This window comes from Mesorhizobium sp. M5C.F.Ca.ET.164.01.1.1 (assembly GCF_004792125.1).
Lineage (GTDB): Bacteria > Pseudomonadota > Alphaproteobacteria > Rhizobiales > Rhizobiaceae > Mesorhizobium > Mesorhizobium wenxiniae.
The window spans coordinates 123329-146912 of the sequence record NZ_SRTG01000002.1 but is presented as its reverse complement, the minus strand read 5'-3'; the positions used below and the strand labels follow the sequence as shown (position 1 = coordinate 146912).

At 62.5% G+C, this 23584-nt stretch carries 23 protein-coding genes; 16 read left to right on the top strand and 7 right to left on the bottom strand.

Going from position 1 to position 23584, the window contains the following annotated elements:
- Positions 1-306: 306 nt before the first annotated feature.
- From EN807_RS17540 to EN807_RS17505, 8 genes are all read left to right on the top strand, one after another.
- Positions 307-921, top strand: coding sequence for a cupin domain-containing protein (locus tag EN807_RS17540; protein ID WP_135936015.1), 615 nt, complete (start codon positions 307-309; stop codon positions 919-921).
- A 118-nt stretch (positions 922-1039) separates the two neighbouring features.
- Positions 1040-1978, top strand: a complete 939-nt coding sequence (locus EN807_RS17535) for a substrate-binding domain-containing protein (RefSeq protein ID WP_135936014.1) — start codon at positions 1040-1042, stop codon at positions 1976-1978.
- A 76-nt stretch (positions 1979-2054) separates the two neighbouring features.
- Positions 2055-2852 carry an ATP-binding cassette domain-containing protein gene (locus EN807_RS17530; protein WP_127316702.1) on the top strand — a complete coding sequence of 266 codons (798 nt, stop codon included), beginning with the start codon at positions 2055-2057 and terminating at the stop codon, positions 2850-2852.
- Positions 2849-3859 (top strand): ABC transporter permease, encoded by a 1011-nt coding sequence (locus EN807_RS17525; protein ID WP_135936013.1) that lies wholly within the window; start codon positions 2849-2851, stop codon positions 3857-3859. The genes EN807_RS17530 and EN807_RS17525 overlap by 4 nt, the downstream gene beginning before the upstream one ends.
- Before the next feature lie 4 nt (positions 3860-3863).
- The gene (locus EN807_RS17520; protein WP_135936012.1) at positions 3864-4955 is read left to right on the top strand and encodes a phosphotriesterase; all 1092 of its coding nucleotides are present in this window, start codon (positions 3864-3866) and stop codon (positions 4953-4955) included.
- Positions 4956-4972: 17 nt separating this feature from the next.
- A complete protein-coding gene (locus EN807_RS17515) occupies positions 4973-5743 on the top strand; it encodes a glutamine amidotransferase (RefSeq protein ID WP_127320228.1) in 771 nt (256 codons plus the stop codon).
- Positions 5744-5746: 3 nt separating this feature from the next.
- Complete coding sequence (locus EN807_RS17510) at positions 5747-6655, top strand: PfkB family carbohydrate kinase (RefSeq protein ID WP_135936011.1); 909 nt, start codon at positions 5747-5749, stop codon at positions 6653-6655.
- A complete protein-coding gene (locus EN807_RS17505) occupies positions 6652-7482 on the top strand; it encodes a BtpA/SgcQ family protein (protein WP_135936010.1) in 831 nt (276 codons plus the stop codon). Before EN807_RS17510 ends, EN807_RS17505 begins: the two co-directional genes overlap by 4 nt.
- Before the next feature lie 77 nt (positions 7483-7559).
- Here the strand turns inward: EN807_RS17505 and EN807_RS17500 are convergent, their stop codons facing one another.
- The 4 genes from EN807_RS17500 to EN807_RS17485 all read right to left on the bottom strand — a co-directional run bounded on the left by EN807_RS17500 (position 7560) and on the right by EN807_RS17485 (position 13638).
- On the bottom strand, positions 7560-8546 hold the full coding sequence (locus tag EN807_RS17500) for an NAD-dependent epimerase/dehydratase family protein (protein ID WP_135936009.1): 987 nt from the start codon (positions 8544-8546) through the stop codon (positions 7560-7562).
- A 156-nt stretch (positions 8547-8702) separates the two neighbouring features.
- Positions 8703-12161, bottom strand: a complete 3459-nt coding sequence (gene smc / locus EN807_RS17495; protein ID WP_135936008.1) for a chromosome segregation protein SMC — start codon at positions 12159-12161, stop codon at positions 8703-8705.
- A 117-nt stretch (positions 12162-12278) separates the two neighbouring features.
- The gene (locus tag EN807_RS17490; RefSeq protein ID WP_135936007.1) at positions 12279-13007 is read right to left on the bottom strand and encodes a DsbA family protein; all 729 of its coding nucleotides are present in this window, start codon (positions 13005-13007) and stop codon (positions 12279-12281) included.
- A gap of 130 nt (positions 13008-13137) precedes the next feature.
- Entirely contained in the window at positions 13138-13638 is a 501-nt protein-coding gene (locus tag EN807_RS17485) for a DUF721 domain-containing protein (RefSeq protein WP_135936006.1), read from the bottom strand.
- Positions 13639-13693: 55 nt separating this feature from the next.
- Here EN807_RS17485 and mutY point away from each other — a divergent pair, with 55 nt between their 5' ends.
- Both mutY and EN807_RS17475 read left to right on the top strand, forming a co-directional pair.
- Positions 13694-14830 carry an A/G-specific adenine glycosylase gene (gene mutY, locus EN807_RS17480; protein ID WP_135936005.1) on the top strand — a complete coding sequence of 379 codons (1137 nt, stop codon included), beginning with the start codon at positions 13694-13696 and terminating at the stop codon, positions 14828-14830.
- A gap of 46 nt (positions 14831-14876) precedes the next feature.
- Positions 14877-15488: an HAD family phosphatase gene (locus EN807_RS17475; protein WP_135936004.1), complete on the top strand. Its 612-nt coding sequence runs from the start codon at positions 14877-14879 to the stop codon at positions 15486-15488.
- Positions 15489-15708: 220 nt separating this feature from the next.
- On the opposite strand, the gene EN807_RS17470 is transcribed toward EN807_RS17475, so the two are convergent.
- Positions 15709-16503, bottom strand: a complete 795-nt coding sequence (locus EN807_RS17470; RefSeq protein ID WP_135936003.1) for a transporter substrate-binding domain-containing protein — start codon at positions 16501-16503, stop codon at positions 15709-15711.
- 181 nt (positions 16504-16684) lie between these two features.
- Between EN807_RS17470 and EN807_RS17465 the strand changes: the two genes are divergently transcribed.
- Both EN807_RS17465 and EN807_RS17460 read left to right on the top strand, forming a co-directional pair.
- Positions 16685-16897 (top strand): type II toxin-antitoxin system VapB family antitoxin, encoded by a 213-nt coding sequence (locus EN807_RS17465; RefSeq protein WP_135936002.1) that lies wholly within the window; start codon positions 16685-16687, stop codon positions 16895-16897.
- Positions 16894-17283, top strand: a complete 390-nt coding sequence (locus EN807_RS17460) for a PIN domain nuclease (RefSeq protein WP_135936001.1) — start codon at positions 16894-16896, stop codon at positions 17281-17283. The genes EN807_RS17465 and EN807_RS17460 overlap by 4 nt, the downstream gene beginning before the upstream one ends.
- A gap of 143 nt (positions 17284-17426) precedes the next feature.
- Here EN807_RS17460 and EN807_RS17455 read toward each other — a convergent pair whose 3' ends face one another.
- Positions 17427-18560, bottom strand: a complete 1134-nt coding sequence (locus EN807_RS17455) for a site-specific DNA-methyltransferase (RefSeq protein ID WP_135936000.1) — start codon at positions 18558-18560, stop codon at positions 17427-17429.
- 175 nt (positions 18561-18735) lie between these two features.
- Between EN807_RS17455 and EN807_RS17450 the strand changes: the two genes are divergently transcribed.
- Positions 18736-19425, top strand: coding sequence for an HAD family phosphatase (locus tag EN807_RS17450; RefSeq protein ID WP_135935999.1), 690 nt, complete (start codon positions 18736-18738; stop codon positions 19423-19425).
- A 39-nt stretch (positions 19426-19464) separates the two neighbouring features.
- Here the strand turns inward: EN807_RS17450 and EN807_RS17445 are convergent, their stop codons facing one another.
- A complete protein-coding gene (locus EN807_RS17445; RefSeq protein WP_135935998.1) occupies positions 19465-20139 on the bottom strand; it encodes a hypothetical protein in 675 nt (224 codons plus the stop codon).
- A 127-nt stretch (positions 20140-20266) separates the two neighbouring features.
- Between EN807_RS17445 and thrC the strand changes: the two genes are divergently transcribed.
- The 3 genes from thrC to EN807_RS17430 are packed head-to-tail and all read left to right on the top strand — an operon-like array spanning position 20267 to position 23584.
- On the top strand, positions 20267-21664 hold the full coding sequence (gene thrC / locus EN807_RS17440) for a threonine synthase (protein WP_135935997.1): 1398 nt from the start codon (positions 20267-20269) through the stop codon (positions 21662-21664).
- Between the two features lie 14 nt (positions 21665-21678).
- The gene (locus EN807_RS17435) at positions 21679-22971 is read left to right on the top strand and encodes a pitrilysin family protein (protein ID WP_029355661.1); all 1293 of its coding nucleotides are present in this window, start codon (positions 21679-21681) and stop codon (positions 22969-22971) included.
- Between the two features lie 16 nt (positions 22972-22987).
- Positions 22988-23584, top strand: a complete 597-nt coding sequence (locus EN807_RS17430; RefSeq protein WP_127318739.1) for a GNAT family protein — start codon at positions 22988-22990, stop codon at positions 23582-23584.

The window sequence follows — 23584 nt, the reverse complement described above, 5'->3', positions numbered from 1 at the left end:
CGTGCCGGCCAAGCGCCTGCCGCGGGGATTGCCCCTGGCCGGCGTATGAACCAGCCGTCGAACATCAGGACGGTTGGAGAACAACGCAGGAACGCTTTTTGTTCCAGTCAGCGATGGGTTGATCGGGGGACGGCCGATGTCGCCATAGAAGGCGAGTGTTCGACGCTGAGTTGCTTTATCCGTGCTATCAAGACTGGTCGAGGCACTGCAGCGTCGAAATTGACAAATCATCGCTTGCAAATCGGTCGCCGCTGTCTTTTGCTCGCGCGACAGTTGTCCCATGACTGTTGAATGGTTGGCGAACGGATGAACAAAATCGATCGGCGACGGCCAGAGTCTGAAGCGGACGCCGCCACCGTAAATGCCGCGCGGCTTGGAACGCGGTTGCGCCTCGCCCGGCAGACACGGGGCATGACGCTGAAGACGCTGGCGACAGCTGCGAACTGCTCTGAAAGCCTTTTGTCCAAGATCGAGAACGGCAAGGCTTCGCCATCCCTGCCCATGCTTCACCGCCTGGTCGAAGCTCTGGGGACCAATATCGGCTGGATGTTCGAACAGGTCGACGACGACGAGGCGATCGTGTTCCGCGCAGGCGCGCGGCCATTGATCTCGCTCGACGCGCTGAGGCGCGGCGAGGGCATTTCGCTTGAGCGCATCATTCCGTATTCGCCCGGTCACCTGCTGCAGTGCAATATCCATCATATCGAGGCGGACGGCGAGAGCGAAGGTCCCATCCAGCATGTCGGCGAGGAAGTCGGCTATGTGCTCGCTGGCCGGATCAAGCTGATCGTCGATGGCAAGAGCCATGATCTAGCCACTGGCGATGCGTTCGTGTTCAGGTCGGAACTGCCGCACCATTACCGCAACATCGGCAAGGAGAGAGCCAGCATTTTCTGGGTCAACACGCCGGCGACGTTCTGACGGCGCTCAGAGATCAAATTCGTTGACAAGTATTCAAGTCTCTTGAATGTTGCCTCGTGCCTGTAGCACCAATGGGACCAGCCGAACAGGTTTGGCCCGCAAGCAAGGGGAACCGTAAATGCGTCCGTTCAAACTTCTCTTCCGTTGCGCCGCCGTCATCGCCATTTGCTCGACCGCGATGGGATCGGCGTTCGCCGATACGTTCGCTCTCGTCAACATCAACCAGCAGGCCCTGTTCTTCAACCAGATCAATGAGGGCGCGCAGAAGGCGGCCGACGCCGCAGGCGCCAAGCTGGTCATCTTCAATGCCAACAACGTGCCGAGCGCGCAAAATGACGCGATCGAGAACTACATCACACAGAAAGTCGACGGCATCATTTTAGTCGCCATCGACGTGAACGGCGTCAAGCCTGCAATCACCGCCGCGAAGGCGGCCGGCATCCCCGTGATCGCCATCGACGCGCAGATTCCCGACGGCGACAACGTTGCGTTCATCGGTGTCGACAACGCCAAGGCTGGCGAGGATATCGGCAAATTCTACGCCGACTATGTCAAGTCGGAGATGGGCGGCACTGCCAAGATCGGCATTGTCGGCGCGCTTAATTCGTTCATCCAGAACCAGCGGCTCGACGGTTTCAAGAAGGCGGTCACTGACAGCGGCTTGGCGATCACCTTCCTCGACACGGTCGACGGCCAGAATGTTCAGGAGACCGCAATGAGCGCTTCGGAGAATTTGATGACCGCCAATCCGGACATGACGACGCTATATGCGACCGGCGAGCCGGCGTTGCTCGGCGCTGTTTCGGCCGTAACCAGCCAAGGCCGCACCGGCGACGTCAAGGTGTTCGGCTGGGACCTGACCAAGCAGGTCATTCAGGGCATTGACGATGGTTGGGTGGCAGCGGTCGTCCAGCAGGATCCGGCCGGCGAAGGCAAAGCCGCGGTCGAGGCATTGATCAAGCTCAAGAAGGGCGAAACGGTCGAGCCGATCATCAATATTCCGGTGACCATCGTAACCAAGGACAATGTCGAGCAATACCGCGCGATGTTCCAGTAAACTGCGTCGATGACCGGTCCGCGGCGCCGCTTGAGGCTACGCCGCGGAACGCTTTGCAAATCCCCTGGGATCCAAGATGAGCAGTAGCGAGACCTATCGGGTGCGGATGAGCGGCATCTCAAAGCGCTACAACGCCATCCAGACGCTCGATGATGTGTCGCTGGTGCTGAAGCCGGGCGAGGTCCTGGGACTGGTCGGCGACAATGGCGCGGGAAAGTCGACATTGAGCAAGGTGCTGTCGGGGGCGGTGGTTCCCGATGCCGGCACGATCGAGATCGATGGCATGCCGGTGACCTTCAACTCGCCGGCGGATTCGCGTGCAGCGCGTGTCGAGATGGTCTATCAGGATCTGTCGCTCTGCGACACGGTCGATGTCGCCGGCAATCTCTTTCTCGGCCGCGAGCCGCGCCGCCGCATCGCCGGCATTTCCTTTCTCGACAAGAAGCGCATGCACGAACAGACGCGCCAGATGCTCGATCGCCTCGGCATCGTTATCGCCGACACGCGGCTCAAGGTCGAGAACCTGTCCGGCGGACAGCGACAGTCGATCGCGATCGGCCGCGCCGCCTCGTTCGAGCCGTCCGTGCTGATTATGGATGAGCCGACGGCAGCGCTTGCCGTCGCCGAGGTCGAGGCTGTGCTCGACCTGATCCGCGCCGTGAGCGCCCGCGGCGTCAGCGTTATTCTGATCACCCACCGCCTTCAGGATCTGTTCCTCGTATGCGACCGCATTCAGGTCATGTACGAAGGACGCAACGTCGCCGAGCGGCTGATCGGCGAAACCAATATCGAAGATGTCGTCAACCTGATCGTGGGCCGCAAATTCAGCGCTCGTTCGGCCACCAACGCCTATCGCGATGGAGCGCCAGCATGAGCGACGTGAGTTCGACCCACTCCGCTCAGTCTCGAAGGGTTCGCGAAGGCACATGGCGAGATGCGGTGCTCGCCAATGGCAGTGTCGTGTCGATCGCGTTGTTCTTTCTTGTGGTTTGCGTCATCTTCTCGGTGACGACGGACGCCTTTCTGACGTCGCCCAATCTGCTGAACATCCTGCGGCAGTCGGCCCCGCTGCTGATCGTCGCCGCAGCGATGACCTTCGTCATCACCACGGGCGGCATCGACCTTTCTGTCGGCTCCGTGCTGGCGCTGGTGGCAACGCTGTCGGCGACACTGCTGCAGCTGGGCCTGCCATGGCCGGTGGTCATCCTGGCCATGCTTGCGCTGGGTGCCTTGCTTGGCGCGGTGCAAGGCTATTTCGTTGCTTATGAGGGCATCCCGGCCTTCATCGTCACGCTTGCCGGGCTTTCGGTGATCCGTGGCGTGGCGCTGCTGATCACCGGCGGCTACTCGATCCCCATCGAGCCGGGAAGCCCTTTCACGGTGCTGGGCCGCGCCTGGTTTCTTGGCGTGCCGGCGCCTGCGCTGATCGCACTGGCGATCCTTGCGATTGCCTATATCGCCTTCAACGAGACGCCGTTCGGCCGCTACGTGACCGGCATCGGAGCCAACGCCGAAGCGGTTAGACGCGCCGGCGTCAACACGCGGCTAACGACGCTTTTCGTTTACGTGATTTCCGCCGCCGCGGCAGCACTTGCGGGGATCATCATTGCGGCCCGGCTCGGATCCGGATCGTCGAACGCCGGGCAAGGCTTTGAGCTCGAAGTGATCGCTGCCGTCGTGCTTGGCGGCACCAGCCTGTTCGGCGGCCGTGGAACGATTATCGGCACGGTGCTCGGCGCGCTTACCGTGGCCGTCATCGGCAACGGCCTGATCCTGGCGCATCTGTCGCCCTTCCTGACGCCGATCGTGACCGGAACGATCATCCTGATCGCCATCTGGCTGAACTTCCGCCTGTTCCGCGGCGCCGTACGGAGCCGTTGAGCCTATGAGTGATCTCTTCGATGACGCAGCTCCCAGGCAGCGGCTGGCGATCGGGGTCGAAACCGGCCAGGTGATGACCGTGCTCGGCCCCGTTCCGGTCGAAGAAATGGGCATTACCTTGATGCACGAGCACATCTTGCTCGATGGTGCGCGCAGCTGGAAATGTCCCTGTCATCCCGACGACCTGGCGCTCGCCGAGCAGCCGGTGAACATCGAGATCATCGGCGAACTGCGCATGAACCCTTACGCCAACCGCGACAATGTTTCGCTCGACGACAGCGACCTGGCGCTGTCTGAGCTGCAACGCTATCGCGCGCTGGGCGGCCACACCGTCGTCGACGCGACCAACATCGGCATCGGCCGCGAGCCGGAGAAGCTCGCCCGCATCAGCCGCATGTCCGGCCTGAAGATCGTCATGGGCACCGGCTTCTATCTCGAGCACACCCATCCCGAATGGCTGAACGCGATGGATATCGACGCCGTGACCGAGTTCATCGTCAACGACGTCGGCGGCGGCGAGACGCAGCCACCGATCCTGGCCGGGCTGATCGGCGAGATCGGCGTCAGCAAGGACTTCACTTCAAAGGAACGAAAGTCACTGCGAGCTTCTGCGCGGGCCTCGCGCATCACGGGCGTGCCGCTGTCGATCCATCTGCCCGGCTGGGAGCGGCTGGCGCATGAGGTGCTCGATGTCGTGGAGGCGGAGGGCGCCGATCTTCGCCACACCGTTCTGTGCCACATGAACCCCAGCCATAGCGATCTCGACTATCAGACAAGCCTCGCCCGGCGCGGCGCGTTCCTCGAATACGATATGATCGGTATGGATTATTATTATGCCGACCAGGACGCGCAATCGCCCTCCGACGAAGAGAATGCGCGAGCAATCGCGGCACTTATCGAGGCCGGTTTCGGCGACTGCCTGCTGCTGTCGCAGGATGTGTTCCTCAAGATCATGCTGACCCGCTTCGGCGGCTTCGGCTACGGCTATATCCTGAAGCATTTCATACCGCGCCTGAAACGGCATGGCGTCGAGCAGCCAGCCATCGACCGCATGCTGATCGCCAATCCGAAGGCTGTGTTCTCGCGGCGGAACTGACTTAAGACGGAGTTCAAATGTCCAAGAAAAAGATCCTGCTTGCCGGCGAATCCTGGGTGTCGACCGCGACGCATATCAAGGGTTTCGACCAGTTTCCGACGGTCACCTACCACACCGGCGCTGACGAATTGCTGACGGCGCTGAAGGCGACCGACTTCGACGTGGCCTTCATGCCGGCGCATGAGGCGCAGCGCAGTTTTCCGCAAACAATGGAGGCGCTTTCGGCCTATGACGCGGTGGTGCTCTCCGACATCGGCGCCAACACGCTGCTTCTGCATCCCGACACCTGGGTCCACTCGAAGCCGACGCCGAACCGCTTGCGCCTGCTGCGCGATTATGTGCGCGATGGCGGCGGGCTTTTGATGTTCGGCGGCTACTATAGCTTCCAGGGCATCAATGGCGGCGCGCGCTACCGCAAAACGCCAGTCGAGGAGGTCCTGCCGGTGAACTGCCTCGCGTTCGACGACCGCGTCGAAGTGCCGGAAGGGTTTTCGCCTGTCCCGAAGGGCTCCTCGGACCATCCGATCTTGCAGGGTCTCGGTTCGGATTGGCCAATCCTGCTCGGCTTCAACGAGGTGACGCTGAAAGACGGGGCGGAAGTTCTGGCAACCGTGTCATCGGACTACGGATCGCTGCCGCTGCTCGTCGCCGGCCACTATGGCAAGGGCCGCACTGTGGCCTGGACATCCGATGTCGGGCCGCATTGGCTGCCACCGGAGTTCGTCGCCTGGAAAGGCTATAAGACCCTGTTCGAACAGATGCTGAGCTGGGCGACCGGTGAGAACTAAGCGATGCATGTGCATGTCGTCGGCAATGCCTGCGTCGACACGATGTTTCGCGTCGGCCGCTTCCCTGCCGCCGGCGAGACTTTGAACGCCAGCAGCTACGCCGACGGCCTCGGCGGCAAAGGCGCAAACCAAGCGGTTGCGGCCGCGCGCACGGGTGCTGCGGTGACGTTTTGGACGGCGCTCGGGAAGGACCGCGCAGGCGCATGGATCCGAGCCTCTCTCGACAGGGAGTTGTCCGACCTCGAGGTGAGCGAATTCGACCTGCCGAGCGACCGCTCGACCATCGTTATTGAGGCTGGCGGCGAGAATTTCATCGTCAGCGGCGTCGCCTGCAGCGAAGCGTTCGATCCGATTGCGCAAACCGCACTTGCGCGCCGGATCGCGTTTGGCGACATACTTGTGTGCCAAGGAAACCTGCGAGGTGCCGCGATAAATGCCTGCCTGCGGACAGCGCAGGAAATTGGCGCGCGTACCGTTGTGAACGCCAGCCCTATCGACGCGGCGGCTCTGCCTGATTTCGGTCTGGCGCAGCTGTTGGTGGTGAATCAATCCGAGGCGAAAGCACTGACCGGCCGGGGTGATATGGCAGCCGCGGCCGACGCGCTCGCGGCCAAAGGCGCCGGAACAGTCGTGATCACACTTGGCGCGGAAGGTTGTCTCGTGCTTGGCCCGGACCAGGAAGCACCGCTTCGTTTGCCGGCGCCACGTGTCGAGGCGCTCGACACCAGTGGCGCCGGCGATGTGTTTTGCGGCTGTCTGGCCGGCGGGCTTGCCAAGGGTATGTCGGTTACCTCAGCACTGAAGTTCGCGCTCGCGGCCGCGGCAATTGCAGTGACTCGCCCGGGCACACTGATATCCTGTCCTTCCGCGTCTGAAATGGGGGCGCTCTTCGATGAAACGGAGCTCTCATGACCCAACTCGGCCAATCAGGCGGCGACGCGCTCGTGCAGCTTTTCGGCCGCACCAAGGTGGTGATCGGCGTCGTTCATCTTGCGCCGCTGCCTGGCGCGCCGCGCTTTGACGGCGAGGCGGTCGAGGCGATCTATCAGCGGGGTCTCGATGATGCGAGGTCCTATCTCGACGGCGGATGTGACGGCGTGATCGTCGAGAATCATGGCGACATCCCCTTTGCCAAACCTGACGATATCGGACCGGAGACAACGGCCTATATGGCGGTCGTTTCCGACCGTATCCGCCGCGAACTCGGCAAGCCGGTCGGCATCAATGTGCTCGCTAACGCCGCGATCCCTGCCCTTGCGATCGCCAGTGCCGCCGGCGCGGGTTTCATCCGCGTCAATCAATGGGCGAATGCCTATGTCGCCAACGAGGGTTTTGTCGAGGGCGAGTCGGGTCGCGCGGCGCGCTACCGCGCCAAGCTTCGCGCCAACGGCATCCGCGTTTTCGCCGATGCTCATGTCAAGCATGGCGCGCACGCGATCGTCGCCGACCGCCCGATTGAGGAATTGGTCAAGGACCTGGTCTTCTTCGACGCCGACGCCATCATTGCAACCGGTCAGCGCACCGGGCACGCTGCGGATCTGAGCTACATCCGCATGATCAAAGAGGCTGCCGGCCTACCGACGCTGGTCGGCAGCGGCGTGACGCCCGACAATGCCAACGATATCCTTGGCATCGTCGATGGCGTCATCATCGCCAGCGCACTGAAGCATGACGGCGTCTGGTGGAACCAGGTCGACCCTGCCCGAGTAAAGACCTTCATGGCCGGGCTGAGGCGATGATCGAGCGGCCGGCCGGAGCGAAGTCGCGGGGCCGCAAACGCGGATGCCAACAGGCAACGACGACACTCAGGCCGCAGTCACCTTGTCGTTGATCCTGCAACCCATTCGGACCGGTACCAGTCGACGAATTTCTTCAGACCATCTTCGATCGAAACGCTCGGCTTGAAGCCGAAATCGCGCTCCAGTGCCGTCATGTCGGCATAGGTCCGCTCGACGTCGCTACTCTGCATCGGCTCGCTGTGGCGGATCGCCTTTACACCGAGCAGTCTTTCCAGAGTGTCGATGAAATCACCCAGCCGCACCGGCCGGTTGTTGCCGACATTGTAAATCCTGCTGGGTGGGGCCTCGGCCATGGGCGGCTTGTCGAGCACGGCGACGACCGCCCGCACCACATCGTCGACATACGTGAAATCCCGCCACATCTCGCCATTGTTGAACACCCGGATCGGCTTTCCCTCGAGCATCGCCTTGGTGAATATCCAATAGGCCATGTCGGGCCGGCCCCAGGGACCGTAGACGGTGAAAAAACGCAGTCCCGTCTGCTGCACCCCGAAGAGATGGGCATAGGTATGGCTCATCAATTCATCGGACTTTTTGGTGGCGGCGTAGAGCGAGACGGGCTTGTCGACCTGATCGGTCTCACTGAACGGCACCTTGCGGTTGCCGCCGTAGACCGAGCTCGACGAGGCATAGACCAGATGCTCGAATGCTGGTTGTGCGCGACAGAATTCGAGCACTTCGAGATGGCCGACGACATTGGAACGGACATAGAGCCTCGGATTGTCGAGTGAATGGCGCACGCCCGCCTGAGCGGCGAGATGGACAATCCTGGTTATACCTTGCCCGCCCAAAGCGGCGGCAAGAGCGCCCTGTTCGGCGATCTCGATCTGATGAAATGAAAAATCCTTGTGGGGCTGAAGGCGGGCGAGCCGCCCCTTTTTAAGCGCCAGGTCGTAATAGTCGTTCATATTGTCGACGCCGACGACCGCCTCTCCCCTGCCAAGGAGATGGTGGCAAACATGGCTGCCGATGAATCCCGCGGCTCCGGTGACAAGTACAGGCAACAAGGTTCTCCATAATATTCTGGCACGTGATCGCGAAATAGAGATCGATTTGCGAAACGATCATGCGTAACATCAAAATGCTACATCCGAATGAAGGACCGTCTCAGCTCGTGCTACAGCCGATAAGCGCTACCGGCAAGCTGAGCTGTCGACGCATCAGCTTGCCTCGCGCAGGGCCTCGGCCGCCTGCAGGTCGACCGACACGAGCTGGCTAACGCCCTGCTCGGCCATGGTCACCCCGAACAGCCGGTCCATGCGGGCCATGGTGATCGGGTTGTGCGTGATAATGACGAAGCGCGTCTCGGTGGTGGCGGCCATTTCGTCCATCAGATTGCAGAAACGCTCGACATTGTGATCATCGAGCGGTGCATCGACTTCGTCGAGCACGCAGATCGGCGCGGGATTGGTCAGGAACACGGCGAAGATCAGCGACATCGCCGTCAGCGCCTGCTCGCCGCCGGAAAGCAGCGTCATCGTCTGCGGCTTCTTGCCGGGCGGCCGCGCAAGGATTTCGAGACCGGCCTCGAGCGGATCGTCGGACTCGATCAGTTGCAGTTCCGCCGTGCCGCCGCCGAACAGATGCGAAAACAGCCGCTGGAAATGGCCATTGACCACGTCGAAGGCAGCCAGCAGCCGTTCGCGGCCTTCGCGGTTCAGGCTCTGGATCGCCTGCCGCAGCTTGCGGATGGCCTCGATGATGTCCTCACGTTCGGTGACGATGGTTTCCAGACGGTCCGACAGTTCCTTCTGCTCTTCCTCGGCGCGTAGATTGACGGCGCCCAACCGCTCGCGCTCGATCTTCAGCCGATCGAGCTGACGCTCGACCTCAGTCATCTCTGGCATCGGACTGTCGGCCTCCAGGCCGGTGTGGCGGATGACCAGATGCGGCGGCGTGTTCAGCGTCTCCTGGATACGCGCCTCGACCTCCAGCCGCCTTTCGTCGGCAGCGGTCAGCCGCTCTTCGGCGCGGACGCGCGTTTCGCGCGCCTCGGCCAGCGACTGGATCGCTGATGTCGCGGCCTTGTCCAGTTCGGACTGCTTGTTCTCCGCTTCCTGCAACCGGTCGCCGGCTGCCTGGCGCAGGCTTTCGGCTTCGGCAAGCTGCGACAGCAAAGCGCGCCGCTTGGCGTCGATCTCGTCGGGTGCATCGGCCAGTCTTTCGCGCTCGGCCTCGGCCTCGGCCTTGCGTTCGCCGAGGGACGCGATCTGCGTCGAGGCGTTTTCGGCGCGCTCCAACCAGTTGCGGCGTTCCTGACCGATGGCGTCGAGGCGGCGCGTGCGCGCTTCGGCTTCCCGCCTCAAGCCTTCATGGACGGCGCGTGCATCGGCAAGGGTGGCGCGGTCGCGAGCAACGTTGGCGGCCGACTGTTCGAGCTGCAACTGCAGATCACCGAGATCGGGGGCGCTTTGCAGCAGCATCTCCGCCTCCACGAAAGCCGCCGCCGTCTCTTCATGGCTGTCGACGATGCGCGCGCGTGCCTCGTCAAGTGCTGCGCGTCGGCTCGACAGCTCACCGCCGGCCTTCTCGGCCTCGGCCAGCGCGTTGCGGGCAGCGTCCAGCCCATGCTGGGCATCACGACCGGCCTGACGGGCGTTGCGCTCGGCCTCGCTCGCCCGGGCAAGCGCCTGCTCGGCATGGGCAAGAGCCTCTTCGGCCTGGCGCAGGATACGCGTTGCGTGGACCGCCTCGGCGTCGAGTTCGGCCAGCCGGTTTTTCTGCGCCAGCCGCTGCGCGGCGGCGGTCGGCGCATCGGCGCTGGCGGTGAACCCGTCCCAACGCCAGAGCGCCCCTTCGCGACTGACCAGCCGCTGCCCGGGAGCAAGCAGCGCCTGCAGCCGCTTTCCATCGCCGGCCTCGACGATGCCGATCTGCGCCAATCGGCGGGCCAGCTGCGCTGGCGCGCGGACCACGCTGGCAAGGCTCTTGATGCCGTCAGGCAGAGCGGCGTCGCCGGGCTGAACCTCGCTTTGGCCCCAATGCACCGGCGCGCTGCGGTCGAGCGGCACGTCGAGATCCTCGCCAAGGGCTGCGCCCAGCGCCGTCTCATAGCCGCGCTCGACGCTGATCTGCTCGAGGACTGAGGGGAAGAGGTCGCCGCTCGCGGCATTCAGGATCTTGGCCAGCGTGCGGGCCTCGGTTTCGATCCGCGCCAGCTCGGCCTTTGCATCCTGAACCGGCGGGCGGGCGGCACTTTCCGCCACGCGCGCCTCGACGACAGCCTGTTCGGCGGCAATCGCCGCGGCTTCGGTCTCCTCGAGCAGCGCCACGGCCTGTTCGACCAGAAGCTGCTTCTCGGTGGGATCGGGCAGGCCGGCGACCCTGGAGGCGATGTCGGACAACTCCCGGTCGACATCGGCGAGCTGGCGGGCGAAGCGGTCGCGACGCTCGGCAGTGTCGCGAAGCGTTCGTTCGATCTGGTTGCGGGAGGCGGCGGCCTCCGCCCGTTCGGCCGTCAGCCCGGCGAGTTTGGCTTCACTCGCGGCAAGCGTAGACGCCGCCTGTTCGACCGCCGCGCGGGTGCTGGCCTCGCGCTCGGCGGCACCTGCGTTCTCGGCATTGAGGGCGGCTTCTTCGGCGGCGAGGCGTTCGAGGATATCCGCATTGTCGCGGACCATCCGCTCCTCGCGGGTGATGTCGCCGTCGAGCTGCTGGAGCCGGCGATCGAGTTCCGCTTGGCGAGCGCGGATGCGACCCGCTTCCTCTTCGATCTGCGTCTTGGCGATCGACAGGCGCTGGAAGGCGGCAGCGGCGGCGGCTTCCGCGTCGCGTAGCTCCGGCAAGCGATGGGCGCCGATCCCTTGCTCCCTGGCGGCAGCCATCTGGGCGGCGGCGCGGTCGCCGACCAGTGCCGTGGCAATTGCCAGCGCCGAGCGCGCCTCGCCTTCCTGCGTCTTGGCCAGTGTCCAGCGCAGATGCAGCAGCGTCGCTTCAGCCTTGCGGATGTCGGCCGACAGGTTCTTGAAGCGTGACGCCTGGCGGGCTTGGCGCTTCAGGCTTTCCATCTGGCTTTCCAGCTCGCCGACGACGTCGTCCAGTCGTTCCAGATTCTGTTCGGCCGCTTTCAGACGCAGTTCGGCCTCGTGGCGGCGTGTGTGCAGACCCGAAATCCCGGCCGCCTCTTCCAGAAGCGCGCGGCGCGCCTGCGGTTTTGCCTGGATCAGCTCGCCGATGCGGCCCTGCCCGACCATCGATGGCGAGCGCGCGCCAGTCGACTGGTCGGCGAAAAGCAGCTGCACGTCCTTGGCGCGGGCCTCCTTGCCATTGATGCGGTAGAGCGAGCCCGCCTCGCGCTCGATGCGGCGCGAAACCTGCAACTCGTCTGCATCATTGAAGGCCGAAGGCGCGCTACGGTCGCTGTTGTCGAGGAAAAGCGTGACTTCAGCTGTGTTGCGGGCCGGTCGTGTTCCCGAACCGGAAAAGATGACGTCGTCCATGCCGGACGCGCGCATGTTCTTGTACGAGCTTTCGCCCATCACCCAGCGCAGCGCCTCGACAAGGTTCGACTTGCCGCAACCATTCGGCCCGACGATGCCGGTCAGGCCGCGTTCGATGACGAACTCGCCGGGTTCAACGAAGGACTTGAAACCGAGCAGGCGAAGGCGCGAGAATTTCATTCGCGCCGCCCCATAAGCGGGGTCAGCAAAAGTGTTCCGCGGTTTTGCGGCAAGAGCCCGCGGCACAACAAAAGGTCGCGCACGCCGAAGCGCGGCCGCCTCGGCGCTGCCGAAACGTCAGAGCAGAGGGTCGATAATAGCCGAGATTTCCTCAATCGACAGCGCCCCCTTGTAGGTCTTCCCGTTGATAAAGAAGGTCGGCGTCGAGTCGACCTTGAATTCATCGGCGCCGCGCTTTTGGACCGATCTCACATCGTCCAGAAGTTTCTGGTCCGTCAAGCAGGCCTCGAACGACTCCTGTGTAAAACCGGCCATCTTGGAGATTTGCAGCAGGGCGTCCTTGGTATTGGCAACACCTGCCCAGTTCGCCTGCTGCCTGAACAGAACGTCCACCATCGGGAAATAATTGTCCTTGGAGCAGCGTGCCAGCATGAAACCGGCCTCGGCGCTGGGGTCGAACGGAAATTCGCGCAGGATAAGGCGGGCCTTGCCGGTGTCGATATATTTCGTCTTCAGCTCAGGCAGGGTGGTTTCGTGGAAATGCGCGCAGTGCGGGCAGGTCATCGAGGCATATTCGACAATGGTGACCTTCGCGTCGTCCTTGCCCAGTTGCTCGTCGGGCAGTGCGCCGGGTTTCAGCAGAGCCGCCATGTCCACCGTGCCCTGGGCCTCAGGCGCCTTGGCCGCGGCAGGAGTGGCCGGCTTCATCGCATCGGCGGGAGCCGCAGGCTTTGCATCCTGCGCCACGGCCTTCTCGCCCGAGTCGCTGCAGGCACCGAGCAGAGCCACCGCCGGAATGGCGGCCAGCGACGACAGGAGGTTCCTGCGGGACAAAAGACGGGTCATACGAATCACCTGACAATGGTTGGATTTTGCAATGCAAAGACTAGAGAAGGCGAGAGTTGGCGCGAATTAAGGCATCGCCGTCCCCATTCCAATCGCCGAATCTTGTGTGCGCGATCACGAAAGCGCGAGATTATACTTTCTTTTGACCGAGAATGGTGGCGCCGAGCCGCTCCAGCGAAGCGCGCAGCCCGTCATCCTCGATCATTCCGACAGTGCCTGACAACTTCACCTTTTCGGCCGCGGTCAGCGGCCGAAAGCTTTGTTTAGGCCGCCCTTTGTCCGCCGTCACCGGCTTTTGCACGATTCTGATCCGGCCGATAGCGTTGAAGCCGAGGAAGGCATTGACCCTGTTAATGATCTCGCCGGTCTCGTGCTGCAGATGGAGCGCGGCCATGCCTTCGCAGGCGATGACCAGAACCGCCGGCTCGAACGGATCATCTTCATGCATGCGGCGCGGCCACTGGATCTTTTCAGGGCGCGAACGGCTGGCGAGCCGCGGCCCGGCAATCTCCTCCCAGGACTGGACGAGCCCGATCGACATGCCGGCCCGCTTCCGCAACACCGGATCGAGAATCTGGGTTGCGAGATCACTCACCGGAACGGGATTGCCGAAGGGCCTTTTCCCTGCCATGTGCGTTCTCCAGTCACGACCTTCACCACGCATCGGTTAGGCCAGTCCTCGATCAATGGCACTGCACGACCAGACCCGCAAGACCGCATCCGGAGACAGCGGCAGAGTCGCGTCTGGAGAAAGCGGCGAGATCGCGTCCCGCCTGCTCGCCTGGTACGACGCGCATCACCGCGACTTGCCGTGGCGCGTTGCGCCGCGCGAGTTGGCAAGCGGCATACGGCCCGATCCATACCGCGTCTGGCTTTCCGAAGTCATGCTGCAGCAGACCACGGTCGAAGCGGTAAAATCCTATTTCCGGGCCTTTCTCGAGAAATGGCCTGATGTCGATGCACTGGCCGCGGCACAGGCCGAGGATGTCATGAAGGCCTGGGCCGGGCTTGGCTATTATACCCGCGCGCGCAATCTAAAGGCCTGCGCCGATCTCGTCGCACGGCAAGGCGGCAGGTTTCCGGATACGCAAGCTGGCTTGAGAGAGCTGCCCGGCATCGGCGCCTACACGGCGGCGGCGATGGCGGCGATCGCCTTCGACCAGCCCGCCGCGGTCGTCGACGGCAATGTCGAGCGGGTCGTTTCCCGGCTGTTTTCGATCGCCACGCCGCTGAGCGAAGCCAAGGGAGACATACGCGCCTATGTCGAGCGCATGGTTCCAGCGGCCAGACCGGGCGATTTCGCCCAGGCGATGATGGATCTCGGCGCGACGATCTGCACGCCGCGCCGGCCGCGTTGCATGCTGTGCCCGCTGCGAGAGGACTGCAGCGCCACTGTTTCAAGCGATCCCGAGCGCTTTCCTGTCCGCCTGCCGAAGAGCGAGAAACCGTTGCGGCGCGGGGCTGCCTTCGTTGCCGTACGTGACGATGGCGCCATTCTTTTGCGCAAACGTGCGGATAAAGGCCTGCTCGGCGGCATGACCGAAGTACCGACGACCGGCTGGACCGCGCGGATCGACGGCGCCATCACGGATGCGGCAGCGCCCTTCCCCGGCAACTGGCGGCCAGCCGGCCGGATTAGCCATGTCTTCACCCATTTCGCGCTCGAACTTGACGTCTTCAAATCGATGACCGATGGCGCCGCCCCTGCGGGTCATTTCTGGTCGCTGGCCGATCAAATTTCCGGCGAAGCGCTGCCCACCGTCATGAAAAAGGTAATCGAAGCAGCGATACCGGGCGCGACGAAGAAGCAGCGCGCACATTAAATCGCCTATATCGCCCCACATTGAATTGCATTGAACGAGGACAAGAATGACCGAAATCCGCCACATCGTCTTCGACATCGGCAGAGTGCTGATCCACTACGATCCGAACTTACCCTTCAGCCGCTTGATCCCCGACGCCGAAGAGCGGAAATGGTTCTTCGACAACGTCTGCACGCATGACTGGAACATCGAGCAGGACCGCGGCCGGACCTGGGAAGAGGCCGAAGCGCTGCTGATCGCCGAACACCCGGACCACGCCGACAACATCCGCAACTTCCGCCGCCTCTGGCACGAGATGGTGCCGCACGCTTATGACGACAGCGTCCAGATCATGGAGAAGCTGATCGAGAGCGGCCACGACGTCACCATGCTGACCAATTTCGCCGCCGACACGCTGGCTGAAGCCCGGCAGCGTTTCGACTTTCTCAACCGTCCGCGCGGGGTGACCATTTCGGGCGAGATCGGCATGATCAAGCCGGATCGCGGCATTTACGACCATCACGTCACTGCTTTCGGCCTCGAGCCCGCGGCCACGCTGTTCATCGACGACAGCCAGATGAATGTCGACGGCGCCAAGGCGGCCGGCTGGCAGTCGGTGCTGTTCACCGACGCCAAGACGCTCGAAGCCGACCTCGATCGACTGGGGATCAGAGTGTGATCACTGCGACGGGTCTGACTGATAACCCGCTTCAACACGGCCGATTGCAATAGGATTTGTTGTCAGGCCAGGGCAATCGGTGGGGTCAATAGGCGGCAAAGCGCGCGCAACGGCTGAACCAGTGTTGTCCTCTCAAGCTGATGGACAAGACGGCGTGTGATAGCGGTGTAGTCGCTGAGGCGCGTGCTGCGCGGCGCTGCCATTGGATCGAGTCGTCGGGCTACTTGACGTGAGACGCGTAGATGCGATCGAACTCACCCGTCGCCTTGGCAAGATGCAGCCACTGGTCGACATAGGCCTTGAAGACGACGGCACCCTCAGGAAGCATGTAACCCATTTCGCCATATTGGAGTGGCTTCTCGGGGTTGATCGCGCAAAGGCCAGGGTGAAGTTTCTCCTGCAACTCGGTTTCGACCGATTCGGCGATCATAATATCGGCTTTGCCGTCAAGAATTTGTTGGAAGATCGTGACATTATCCGGGTAGATCTCGATTTTGGCGTCACTGAGTTTTTCACGCACAAATTTCTCGTTGGTCCCGCCGGGATTAACAATCACAGTCACATCCGGCTTGTCGATGTCGTCAATCGATTGGAATTTCGCCTCGTCCTCGCAGCGCGCAATCGGCGCCTTGCCGTTGACGAGGTAGGGTTCGCTGAAGAACACCTGCTTCTGGCGTTCCAGGGTCACCGAAATGCCGCCCATCGCGATGTCACACTTGCCGGTTGTAAAATCGGCCAGCAATTTTTTCCAGGTAGTCGCCACGAATTCCGCCTCGACCCCTAGTGAACTTGCCAGGGATTTTGCGAGATCGATATCGATGCCCTGGTAATTATTCGCGGTCTTATCATGAAACGTGAAGGGCTTGTAGTCGCCGGTCGTACAAACGCGCAGCTTGCCGCCCTTGATAATCGCATCAAGCTGGTTTTCTGCGCCGGTGTTCTGCGCAATCGCCGGAGGGGCCAACAACGCCGTGACGAGCGCGGCGGCGACAAACGGCGAGGCAAGAGCTTTCATGGAATTGGTCTCCGTTGGGTAGGGAACCAAGCCTTCGAGAAACGGTGGGCAAAGGTCAATAACCGTTCCTGGGGAATCGCTCACCGTGGTCCCTCCGACGGGACGGCTTTCGTTGTGACGGCTTGTTGGTCAGGAGCAGAATGTGTATATTTAGTCCAATCTATACACATCGAGCATCACCATGCGAACCAACATCGAACTCGACGACGAATTGATCGCGGAGGCCATGGCCGCCTCCGGCCTCAAGACCAAGAAAGCGACGATTGAGGCGGCGCTGCGCACTCTGGTGCGCCGGCACAGGCAGGATATGGCTATCGCCGCCCTTGCTGGCGCCGGCTGGGAGGGCGATCTTGACGCCATGCGGGAAGGCCGTTCGCCCGATCGGCATCGATGATCGTCGTCGACAGTTCCGTGTGGATCGCCCATCTCCGCAACACGGACAGCGTCTCGGTCGGTAAGCTCAGGCATCTCGATGACACTCAGGAGATTCTGGTCGGAGACTTGATCCTGCTGGAAGTGCTACAAGGCGCGCTCAACGAACCGCATGCCCAACTGATTGAGCGGAACCTCCGACAATTCGCCATTATGCCGATGCTGGATCCGGCGACGGCAGTCGAAGCTGCCCGAAACTATCGCATGCTCCGGCAGCGGGGCATCACCATCCGCAAGACAATCGATATGATTATCGGCACATTCTGCATCCTGGGTGGACACGCGCTGTTGCATGATGACCGAGACTTCGATCCGATGGTTCGTTACCTCGGTCTGCGACTCGCATGATCGTGAGATTCCAACCGGCGAGCGCTGGTCTTCCCGGCACAGGTGTGTGCGGCATCAAGGTGTAACCCGGCGAAAAGACAGGCCGAGCGCGCCCCTCCTTCCTTCGGGAACGATGTGCAACGAGACCGCTATAGCGGTTATCGTCAGGCCCCTGCCCGCTCCATGCCGAGGCGGGCGATACGGCGAAGCTCGTCGATCGGGGTCAGGCCGCCGCTGCGCTCATAATGCCAAAAGGTCCAGCCGTTGCAGGCATCCAGCCCCTGAACTTCCGCGCCGATCTTGTGGATCGATCCGGCGCTGTCGCCGACCGCCACCGTGCCGTCGGCGCGCACCCTGGCCGCCCAGCGCTTCCTGGCGTCGTAGAGTGTGGCACCCGGCAGCATCAGCCCGGTGTCGATGAGGCTGACGAAAGCAACGCGCGGCTCGGCGCGCTTGCCGGTAAGCACGGTGAGATCAGCCCGATCCAGCGGCCGGACTGCATGGATGCGCTCGTTGGCGGCGTCGATATAGGCCTGCTCACGCTCGATGCCGACGAAATGGCGGCCGAGGCGCTTGGCCACCGCGCCGGTAGTGCCGGAGCCGAAGAAAGGATCGAGCACGATATCGCCGGGCTTCGTCGAGGCCATCATGATGCGGGCGAGCAGCGCCTCGGGCTTCTGCGTCGGATGCAGCTTGTCGCCATTTTCGTTCTTGAGGCGCTCGCTGCCGGTGCAGATCGGAAACAGCCAGTCGGAACGCATCTGGATGTCATCGTTCGACGCCTTCAGCGCTTCGTAGTTGAAGGTGTAGCCCTTGCCCTTCTGATCGCGCGAGGCCCAGATCATCGTCTCATGGGCGTTCTGGAAGCGGCGGCCCCGGAAATTCGGCATCGGATTGGTCTTGCGCCACACGACATCGTTGAGGATCCAGTACCCCAGATCCTGCATCTTGGCGCCGACCCTGAAAATGTTGTGGTAGGAGCCGATGACCCAGATGGTGCCGTTGGGCTTCAGCACGCGGCGCGCCGCAAGCAGCCAGGCCCGGGTGAAGGCGTCGTAGACCTCAAAACTCGCGAACTGGTCCCAATCGTCGTCCACGGCATCGACCTTGGACTGGTCGGGCCGGTGCAGATCGCCGTCGAGCTGCAGATTGTAGGGCGGATCGGCAAAGATCACGTCGATGGATTTTTCGGGCAGCCGGTCGAGCGCGGCGACGCAATCGCCCTTCAGGATCGTATCCAGCCATTCAGATTGCTGGGGAGCGTGGGAAAGCTCGTCGAGAAGACGCACGGCAGACATTGTGACACCCAAAGAACGCGTTACTGTTTACTCCCTGTTATGGTTACCGATCAGCGTAAATATTCGATGAAGGCCGAGGGTCCGGAGCCCAGGTAATTTGCGAAGCCGGGCCCGTTGGTGTATGCCGCGCCGCCTGAACCGTCCCAGCCTCCTCCCTCCCGCTTTCCGGATCGCTATGCCCCAGCCAGACCTTGTCATCTTCGATTGCGACGGCGTGCTCGTCGATTCCGAAATCATCGCCGCACGCATCGAAGCCGAGCTTTTGACGTCGGCCGGCTACGAGATATCGGCCGAGGAGCTTTCCGAAACCTATGCCGGGCTGACCTTCAAGGACATCATGATGCGGGTCGAGGAAAAATCCCGCGTCCCGTTCCAGGCCGCGCTGATCGATCGCGCCGAAGAGCTGGTCGACCGCCGGCTGCGCAGCGACGTGCGCGCCATCGACGGGGTGCACGAGGCGGTCGCCGCGGTGACAGCACCGCGCTGCATCTGCTCGAATTCGCGCACCGAGCGGATCGAATTCATGTTGGAGAAGGTGCGTCTGCTGCCGTTTTTCACTGGGCACATTTTTTCGTCGCTGGAAACGCCGAGCGGAAAATCCAAGCCGGCGCCCGACGTGTTTCTCTTTGCCGCGAAAAAACTCAAGGCCGACCCGGCGAACACCTTCGTCATCGAGGATTCCGTGCACGGTGTGACCGGCGCCAGGACAGCCGGCATGCGTGTGATCGGCTTCACCGGAGCGGCGCACAGCTATCCCGGGCATGCCGACGCGCTGACCGAGGCCGGCGCCGAAACGGTCATCCGCCGCTGGGCGGAGCTGAAAAGCGTGATCGCCGCCCTGTCGGAATGGTCGGCGGATGCGTGATGCATGCGCCTCCGACCGTAGGCGGCTCAAACGCCGCCGCTATTCGACCGCGGCAATCTTTTTGTCGGTCTTCTTCGGCGGGCCTTCGTCATAGCCGGCGAACGCCTGATAGTCCCGCGCGGTGGGCTCGGGAACGACAACGTTCGAATCAGTGAAGACGAACTGGGTGGCACTCGAGGGATTGGTAACCTGGACCTGATATCGGTGAAGCTGCGAGTAAAGGACCTCGGTGCCATGCATCACAGCGATACGGATCGGCATGGTGATGGTGCCCGGGCTGAACATCGGTCCCGGAACGACCTTGCCGGCCACGGCAATCTTCATCGTCAGCGAGCCGTTGGCACGGTTGCAGTCGCGGGTCACATCGGTGATCGATGCCTGATAGATGATCTTCGCGGAATCGTCCTGCTGATCGCTGCTCGCGTCAAGCGCAGCAGCTTCGGCGTCCTGGGCGGCGGCTTTTTTCTTGGGCTTTTGGCCGCCCTTGGCATAGGTGTTGAAAAAGGCGGTGCCGTCGCGCAGCGTCACTTTCGGACAATAGGCCCGCAATTGGCTGGCGAGAAGCTTGGGGTCCGGCGGTGGTGGCGGTGTTGTGTCCGTCTTTCCGAAGCCCAAGATGCCATTGCCGCCTGATTGGCAGCCGGCGGCGGTGAGCATAAAGCCAGTCAGCGCCAGACCCGCGACAAAACGACCGTTGAATGTATGGAACGCCATGAACTGCACTTCCCTCTCGCAAAGCGGGTGACGTATATCAACCGCGCGGCAAAAATGCGACTGAACAAGGACGGAAATTAACCACTTTGCCGCGGACGAGACCGCCCGGCAGCAATGGAACATGACGATGCAATATGTGAGTACCCGCGGGGAAGCGCCCGTGCTTGGATTTTCCGACGCGGTGCTGGCGGGCTTGGCGCGCGATGGCGGTCTTTATGTGCCTGATACATGGCCGCAGTTTTCGGCGGCAGAGATCCGCGCCATGCGCGGCTTTGCCTATCCCGACCTCGCCATCCGCGTGCTGTCGCCGTTTCTCGGCGGCGAGATCGCGATGCCGGTGTTCGAACGCCTGGTGCGCGAAGCCTATGCGACCTTCCGTCACGAGGCGGTCTGCCCGCTGGTGCAGACCGGCTCGAACACGTTCGTTCTGGAACTCTTCCATGGCCCGACGCTTGCCTTCAAGGACGTGGCCATGCAGCTTCTCGCCCGGCTGATGAACCATGTGCTTGCCGAACGCGACCAGCGCGCCACCATTGTCGGCGCCACGTCCGGCGACACCGGTGGGGCCGCCATCGATGCCTTCGCCGGGCGCAACCGCACCGACATCTTCGTTCTTTTCCCGCACGGCCGGGTCTCGCCGGTGCAGCAGCGGCAGATGACGACGTCCTCTGCCGCAAATGTCCATGCAATCGCGATCGAAGGCAATTTCGACGATTGCCAGGGGCTGGTGAAGGACATGTTCAACGATCACGCTTTTCGCGACCGGGTATCGCTGTCCGGGGTCAATTCGATCAACTGGGCCCGCATCATGGCCCAGATCGTCTATTATTTCTCATCGGCGCTGTCGCTCGGCGCGCCCGACCGGCCGGTTTCCTACACGGTACCGACCGGCAATTTCGGCGACATCTTCGCCGGCTACGCCGCCAAGAAGATGGGGCTGCCGATCGAGCGGCTGATCATCGCGACCAACGACAACGACATTCTGGCGCGCACGCTGTCGAGCGGCGAATATCGCACGAAAGGCGTCTTTTCGACCACGTCGCCGTCTATGGATATCCAGGTTTCTTCGAATTTCGAGCGCTTGCTGTTCGAGGCGGCTGGCCGCGACGCCTCAACCGTGCGGCGCTACATGAGCGGCCTCAAGCAGTCCGGCGCCTTCACCATCGAAGCGGGCGAGATCGCCAGGATCCGCTCCGAATTCGATGCCGGCCGATCGACCATGGACGAAGTCGCCGCTACGATCCGCTCGACGCTCGCAGCCAGCAACTATCTGCTCGACCCGCACACGGCCGCGGCCATGCATGTTGCGGCTGCGAAGGTCACCAATGCCGTGCCGATGGTGGTGCTGGGCACCGCCCATCCGGCAAAGTTCCCGGCCGCCGTCGAAGCCGCCAGCGGCGTGTCGCCGACCCTGCCGGCATGGCTAGGCGGGTTGATGACATCAGAGGAAAAATACACGGTACTTCCATCCGACCTGAAAATGGTGGAAGATTATGTTAGCCGTCACACGCGGGCGGCAAGTTAGGGAGTATCAGCTATATGGGTGTTGAGGTAAGCCGTCTGTCGAACGGCCTGACAGTCGCCACCGAAACCCTTCCAAGCCTCGAATCCGTCGCTCTTGGTGCCTGGCTCAAATCAGGCGCCCGCAACGAGCGTAGCGAAGAGCACGGAATGGCCCACTTGCTTGAACATATGGCGTTCAAGGGAACCAGAAGGCGAAGCGCCTTCGAGATCGCCTCGGAAATCGAGGATGTCGGCGGCGAGATCAATGCCGCTACCAGTGTCGAGACCACCTCCTATTATGCCAGGGTGCTGAGCGACGACGTGCCCCTGGCCGTCGATATCCTCTCCGACATCCTGCAGGAATCCGAGTTCGACCCGCAGGAGCTGGAGCGCGAGCAGCATGTGATCCTGCAGGAGATCGGCGCCGCTCACGATACGCCCGACGACATCGTCTTCGACCGCTTCACCGAGACGGCTTTCCGCCACCAGACGATCGGCCGCTCCATCCTCGGCACGCCGGAAACCGTCAAATCCTTCACCTCGAAGCAATTGCACAAATTCATCGAACGGCAATATGGCGCCGAGCGCATGGTGGTCGTCGCCGCCGGCGACATCAAGCACGACAATTTCGTGCGCGAGGTCGAGAAGCACCTTGGCGGTTTCCGCAGCAAGTCCGACAACACGATGCCGCAATTTGCGCAATATGTCGGCGGCGATTTCCGCGAGGACCGCGACCTGATGGACGCGCAGATCGTGCTGGGGTTCGAGGGCCGCGCCTATCATGTACGCGACTTCTACGCCTCGCAGGTCCTGTCGATGATCCTTGGCGGCGGCATGTCGTCGCGTCTTTTCCAGGAGGTCCGCGAAAAGCGCGGGCTGTGCTATTCGGTCTATGCCTTCCACTGGGGTTTTTCCGATACCGGCATATTCGGCGTCCATGCCGCGACCGGGCAGAGCGACATCGCCGAGCTGGTGCCGGTGGTCATCGACGAGTTGCAGAAGGTCGGCGAGAACATCCTGCAGGAGGAACTCGACCGGGCACGCGCCCAGTACCGTGCAGGCCTGATCATGTCCGCCGAAAGCCCGGCCAGCCGCGCCTCGCAGATCGCCCGGCAAATGCTGCTGTTCGGCCGGCCGATCGCCAAGGAAGAGCTGATGGAACGGCTGTCGGCGCTGACGGTCGAGCGGCTGACGGACCTGTCGTCACGGCTGTTTTCGACCAAGCCGACGCTGACTGCCGTCGGACCGGTAGGTACGCTCGCTCCCTATGAGGCGGTCCTCGAATCGCTTTCGGGCACGCAGACCACGGCCCGAAAGCTCGCCGGCTGAAGTCCATCAAAGCGTCATGTTCGCGCTCCCTTTCTTTCGCCGTGACCTGCCGGCACTGAAGGGTGATCGGGTCACGCTGCGCGTGCCGCTGACCAACGACTACCGCGAATGGTCGGTGCTGCGCGGGGAAAGCCGCGCCTTTCTGGAGCCGTGGGAGCCGCGGTGGAACCCCGACGAGCTCGACCGCACGGCCTGGCGGCATCGCCTCAGCCGCTATCGCGAAGACTATGCGCAAGGAACGGCCATAGCCTTCTTCATCTTCGAGGAAGGCAGCGGCAAACTTGTCGGAGGAATCACCCTCGGCAACATCCGCCACGGCGTCGCGCAAAGCGGCCATATCGGCTACTGGATCGGCGAGCGCTACAGCGGCCGTGGTCTGATGACCGACGCGGTCAAGGTCGTGACGCGCTTCGCCTTCGATACGCTGAGGTTGCACCGGATCGAAGCTGCCTGTATTCCCGACAATGCCCGGTCGATCCGCGTGCTTGAAAAAGCCGGATTCCGGCGCGAAGGACTTCTGCGATCCTATCTCAGGATCAATGGCATCTGGCAGGACCACTACCTCTACGCCCGGATCGAAGACGATCCGCCGGGCGCGGGAACGAAGGACTGA

What these genes read in the sequence shown, in the direction of transcription:
- EN807_RS17540 (WP_135936015.1), top strand. Translation starts at nt 307, where the DNA reads ATGAACAAAATCGATCGGCGACGGCCAGAGTCTGAAGCGGACGCCGCC.
- EN807_RS17535 (WP_135936014.1), top strand. Translation starts at nt 1,040, where the DNA reads ATGCGTCCGTTCAAACTTCTCTTCCGTTGCGCCGCCGTCATCGCCATT.
- EN807_RS17530 (WP_127316702.1), top strand. Translation starts at nt 2,055, where the DNA reads ATGAGCAGTAGCGAGACCTATCGGGTGCGGATGAGCGGCATCTCAAAG.
- EN807_RS17525 (WP_135936013.1), top strand. Translation starts at nt 2,849, where the DNA reads ATGAGCGACGTGAGTTCGACCCACTCCGCTCAGTCTCGAAGGGTTCGC.
- EN807_RS17520 (WP_135936012.1), top strand. Translation starts at nt 3,864, where the DNA reads ATGAGTGATCTCTTCGATGACGCAGCTCCCAGGCAGCGGCTGGCGATC.
- EN807_RS17515 (WP_127320228.1), top strand. Translation starts at nt 4,973, where the DNA reads ATGTCCAAGAAAAAGATCCTGCTTGCCGGCGAATCCTGGGTGTCGACC.
- EN807_RS17510 (WP_135936011.1), top strand. Translation starts at nt 5,747, where the DNA reads ATGCATGTGCATGTCGTCGGCAATGCCTGCGTCGACACGATGTTTCGC.
- EN807_RS17505 (WP_135936010.1), top strand. Translation starts at nt 6,652, where the DNA reads ATGACCCAACTCGGCCAATCAGGCGGCGACGCGCTCGTGCAGCTTTTC.
- smc (WP_135936008.1), bottom strand. Translation starts at nt 12,161, where the DNA reads ATGAAATTCTCGCGCCTTCGCCTGCTCGGTTTCAAGTCCTTCGTTGAA.
- EN807_RS17490 (WP_135936007.1), bottom strand. Translation starts at nt 13,007, where the DNA reads ATGACCCGTCTTTTGTCCCGCAGGAACCTCCTGTCGTCGCTGGCCGCC.
- EN807_RS17485 (WP_135936006.1), bottom strand. Translation starts at nt 13,638, where the DNA reads ATGGCAGGGAAAAGGCCCTTCGGCAATCCCGTTCCGGTGAGTGATCTC.
- mutY (WP_135936005.1), top strand. Translation starts at nt 13,694, where the DNA reads ATGGCACTGCACGACCAGACCCGCAAGACCGCATCCGGAGACAGCGGC.
- EN807_RS17475 (WP_135936004.1), top strand. Translation starts at nt 14,877, where the DNA reads ATGACCGAAATCCGCCACATCGTCTTCGACATCGGCAGAGTGCTGATC.
- EN807_RS17470 (WP_135936003.1), bottom strand. Translation starts at nt 16,503, where the DNA reads ATGAAAGCTCTTGCCTCGCCGTTTGTCGCCGCCGCGCTCGTCACGGCG.
- EN807_RS17465 (WP_135936002.1), top strand. Translation starts at nt 16,685, where the DNA reads ATGCGAACCAACATCGAACTCGACGACGAATTGATCGCGGAGGCCATG.
- EN807_RS17460 (WP_135936001.1), top strand. Translation starts at nt 16,894, where the DNA reads ATGATCGTCGTCGACAGTTCCGTGTGGATCGCCCATCTCCGCAACACG.
- EN807_RS17455 (WP_135936000.1), bottom strand. Translation starts at nt 18,560, where the DNA reads ATGTCTGCCGTGCGTCTTCTCGACGAGCTTTCCCACGCTCCCCAGCAA.
- EN807_RS17450 (WP_135935999.1), top strand. Translation starts at nt 18,736, where the DNA reads ATGCCCCAGCCAGACCTTGTCATCTTCGATTGCGACGGCGTGCTCGTC.
- EN807_RS17445 (WP_135935998.1), bottom strand. Translation starts at nt 20,139, where the DNA reads ATGGCGTTCCATACATTCAACGGTCGTTTTGTCGCGGGTCTGGCGCTG.
- thrC (WP_135935997.1), top strand. Translation starts at nt 20,267, where the DNA reads ATGCAATATGTGAGTACCCGCGGGGAAGCGCCCGTGCTTGGATTTTCC.
- EN807_RS17435 (WP_029355661.1), top strand. Translation starts at nt 21,679, where the DNA reads ATGGGTGTTGAGGTAAGCCGTCTGTCGAACGGCCTGACAGTCGCCACC.
- EN807_RS17430 (WP_127318739.1), top strand. Translation starts at nt 22,988, where the DNA reads ATGTTCGCGCTCCCTTTCTTTCGCCGTGACCTGCCGGCACTGAAGGGT.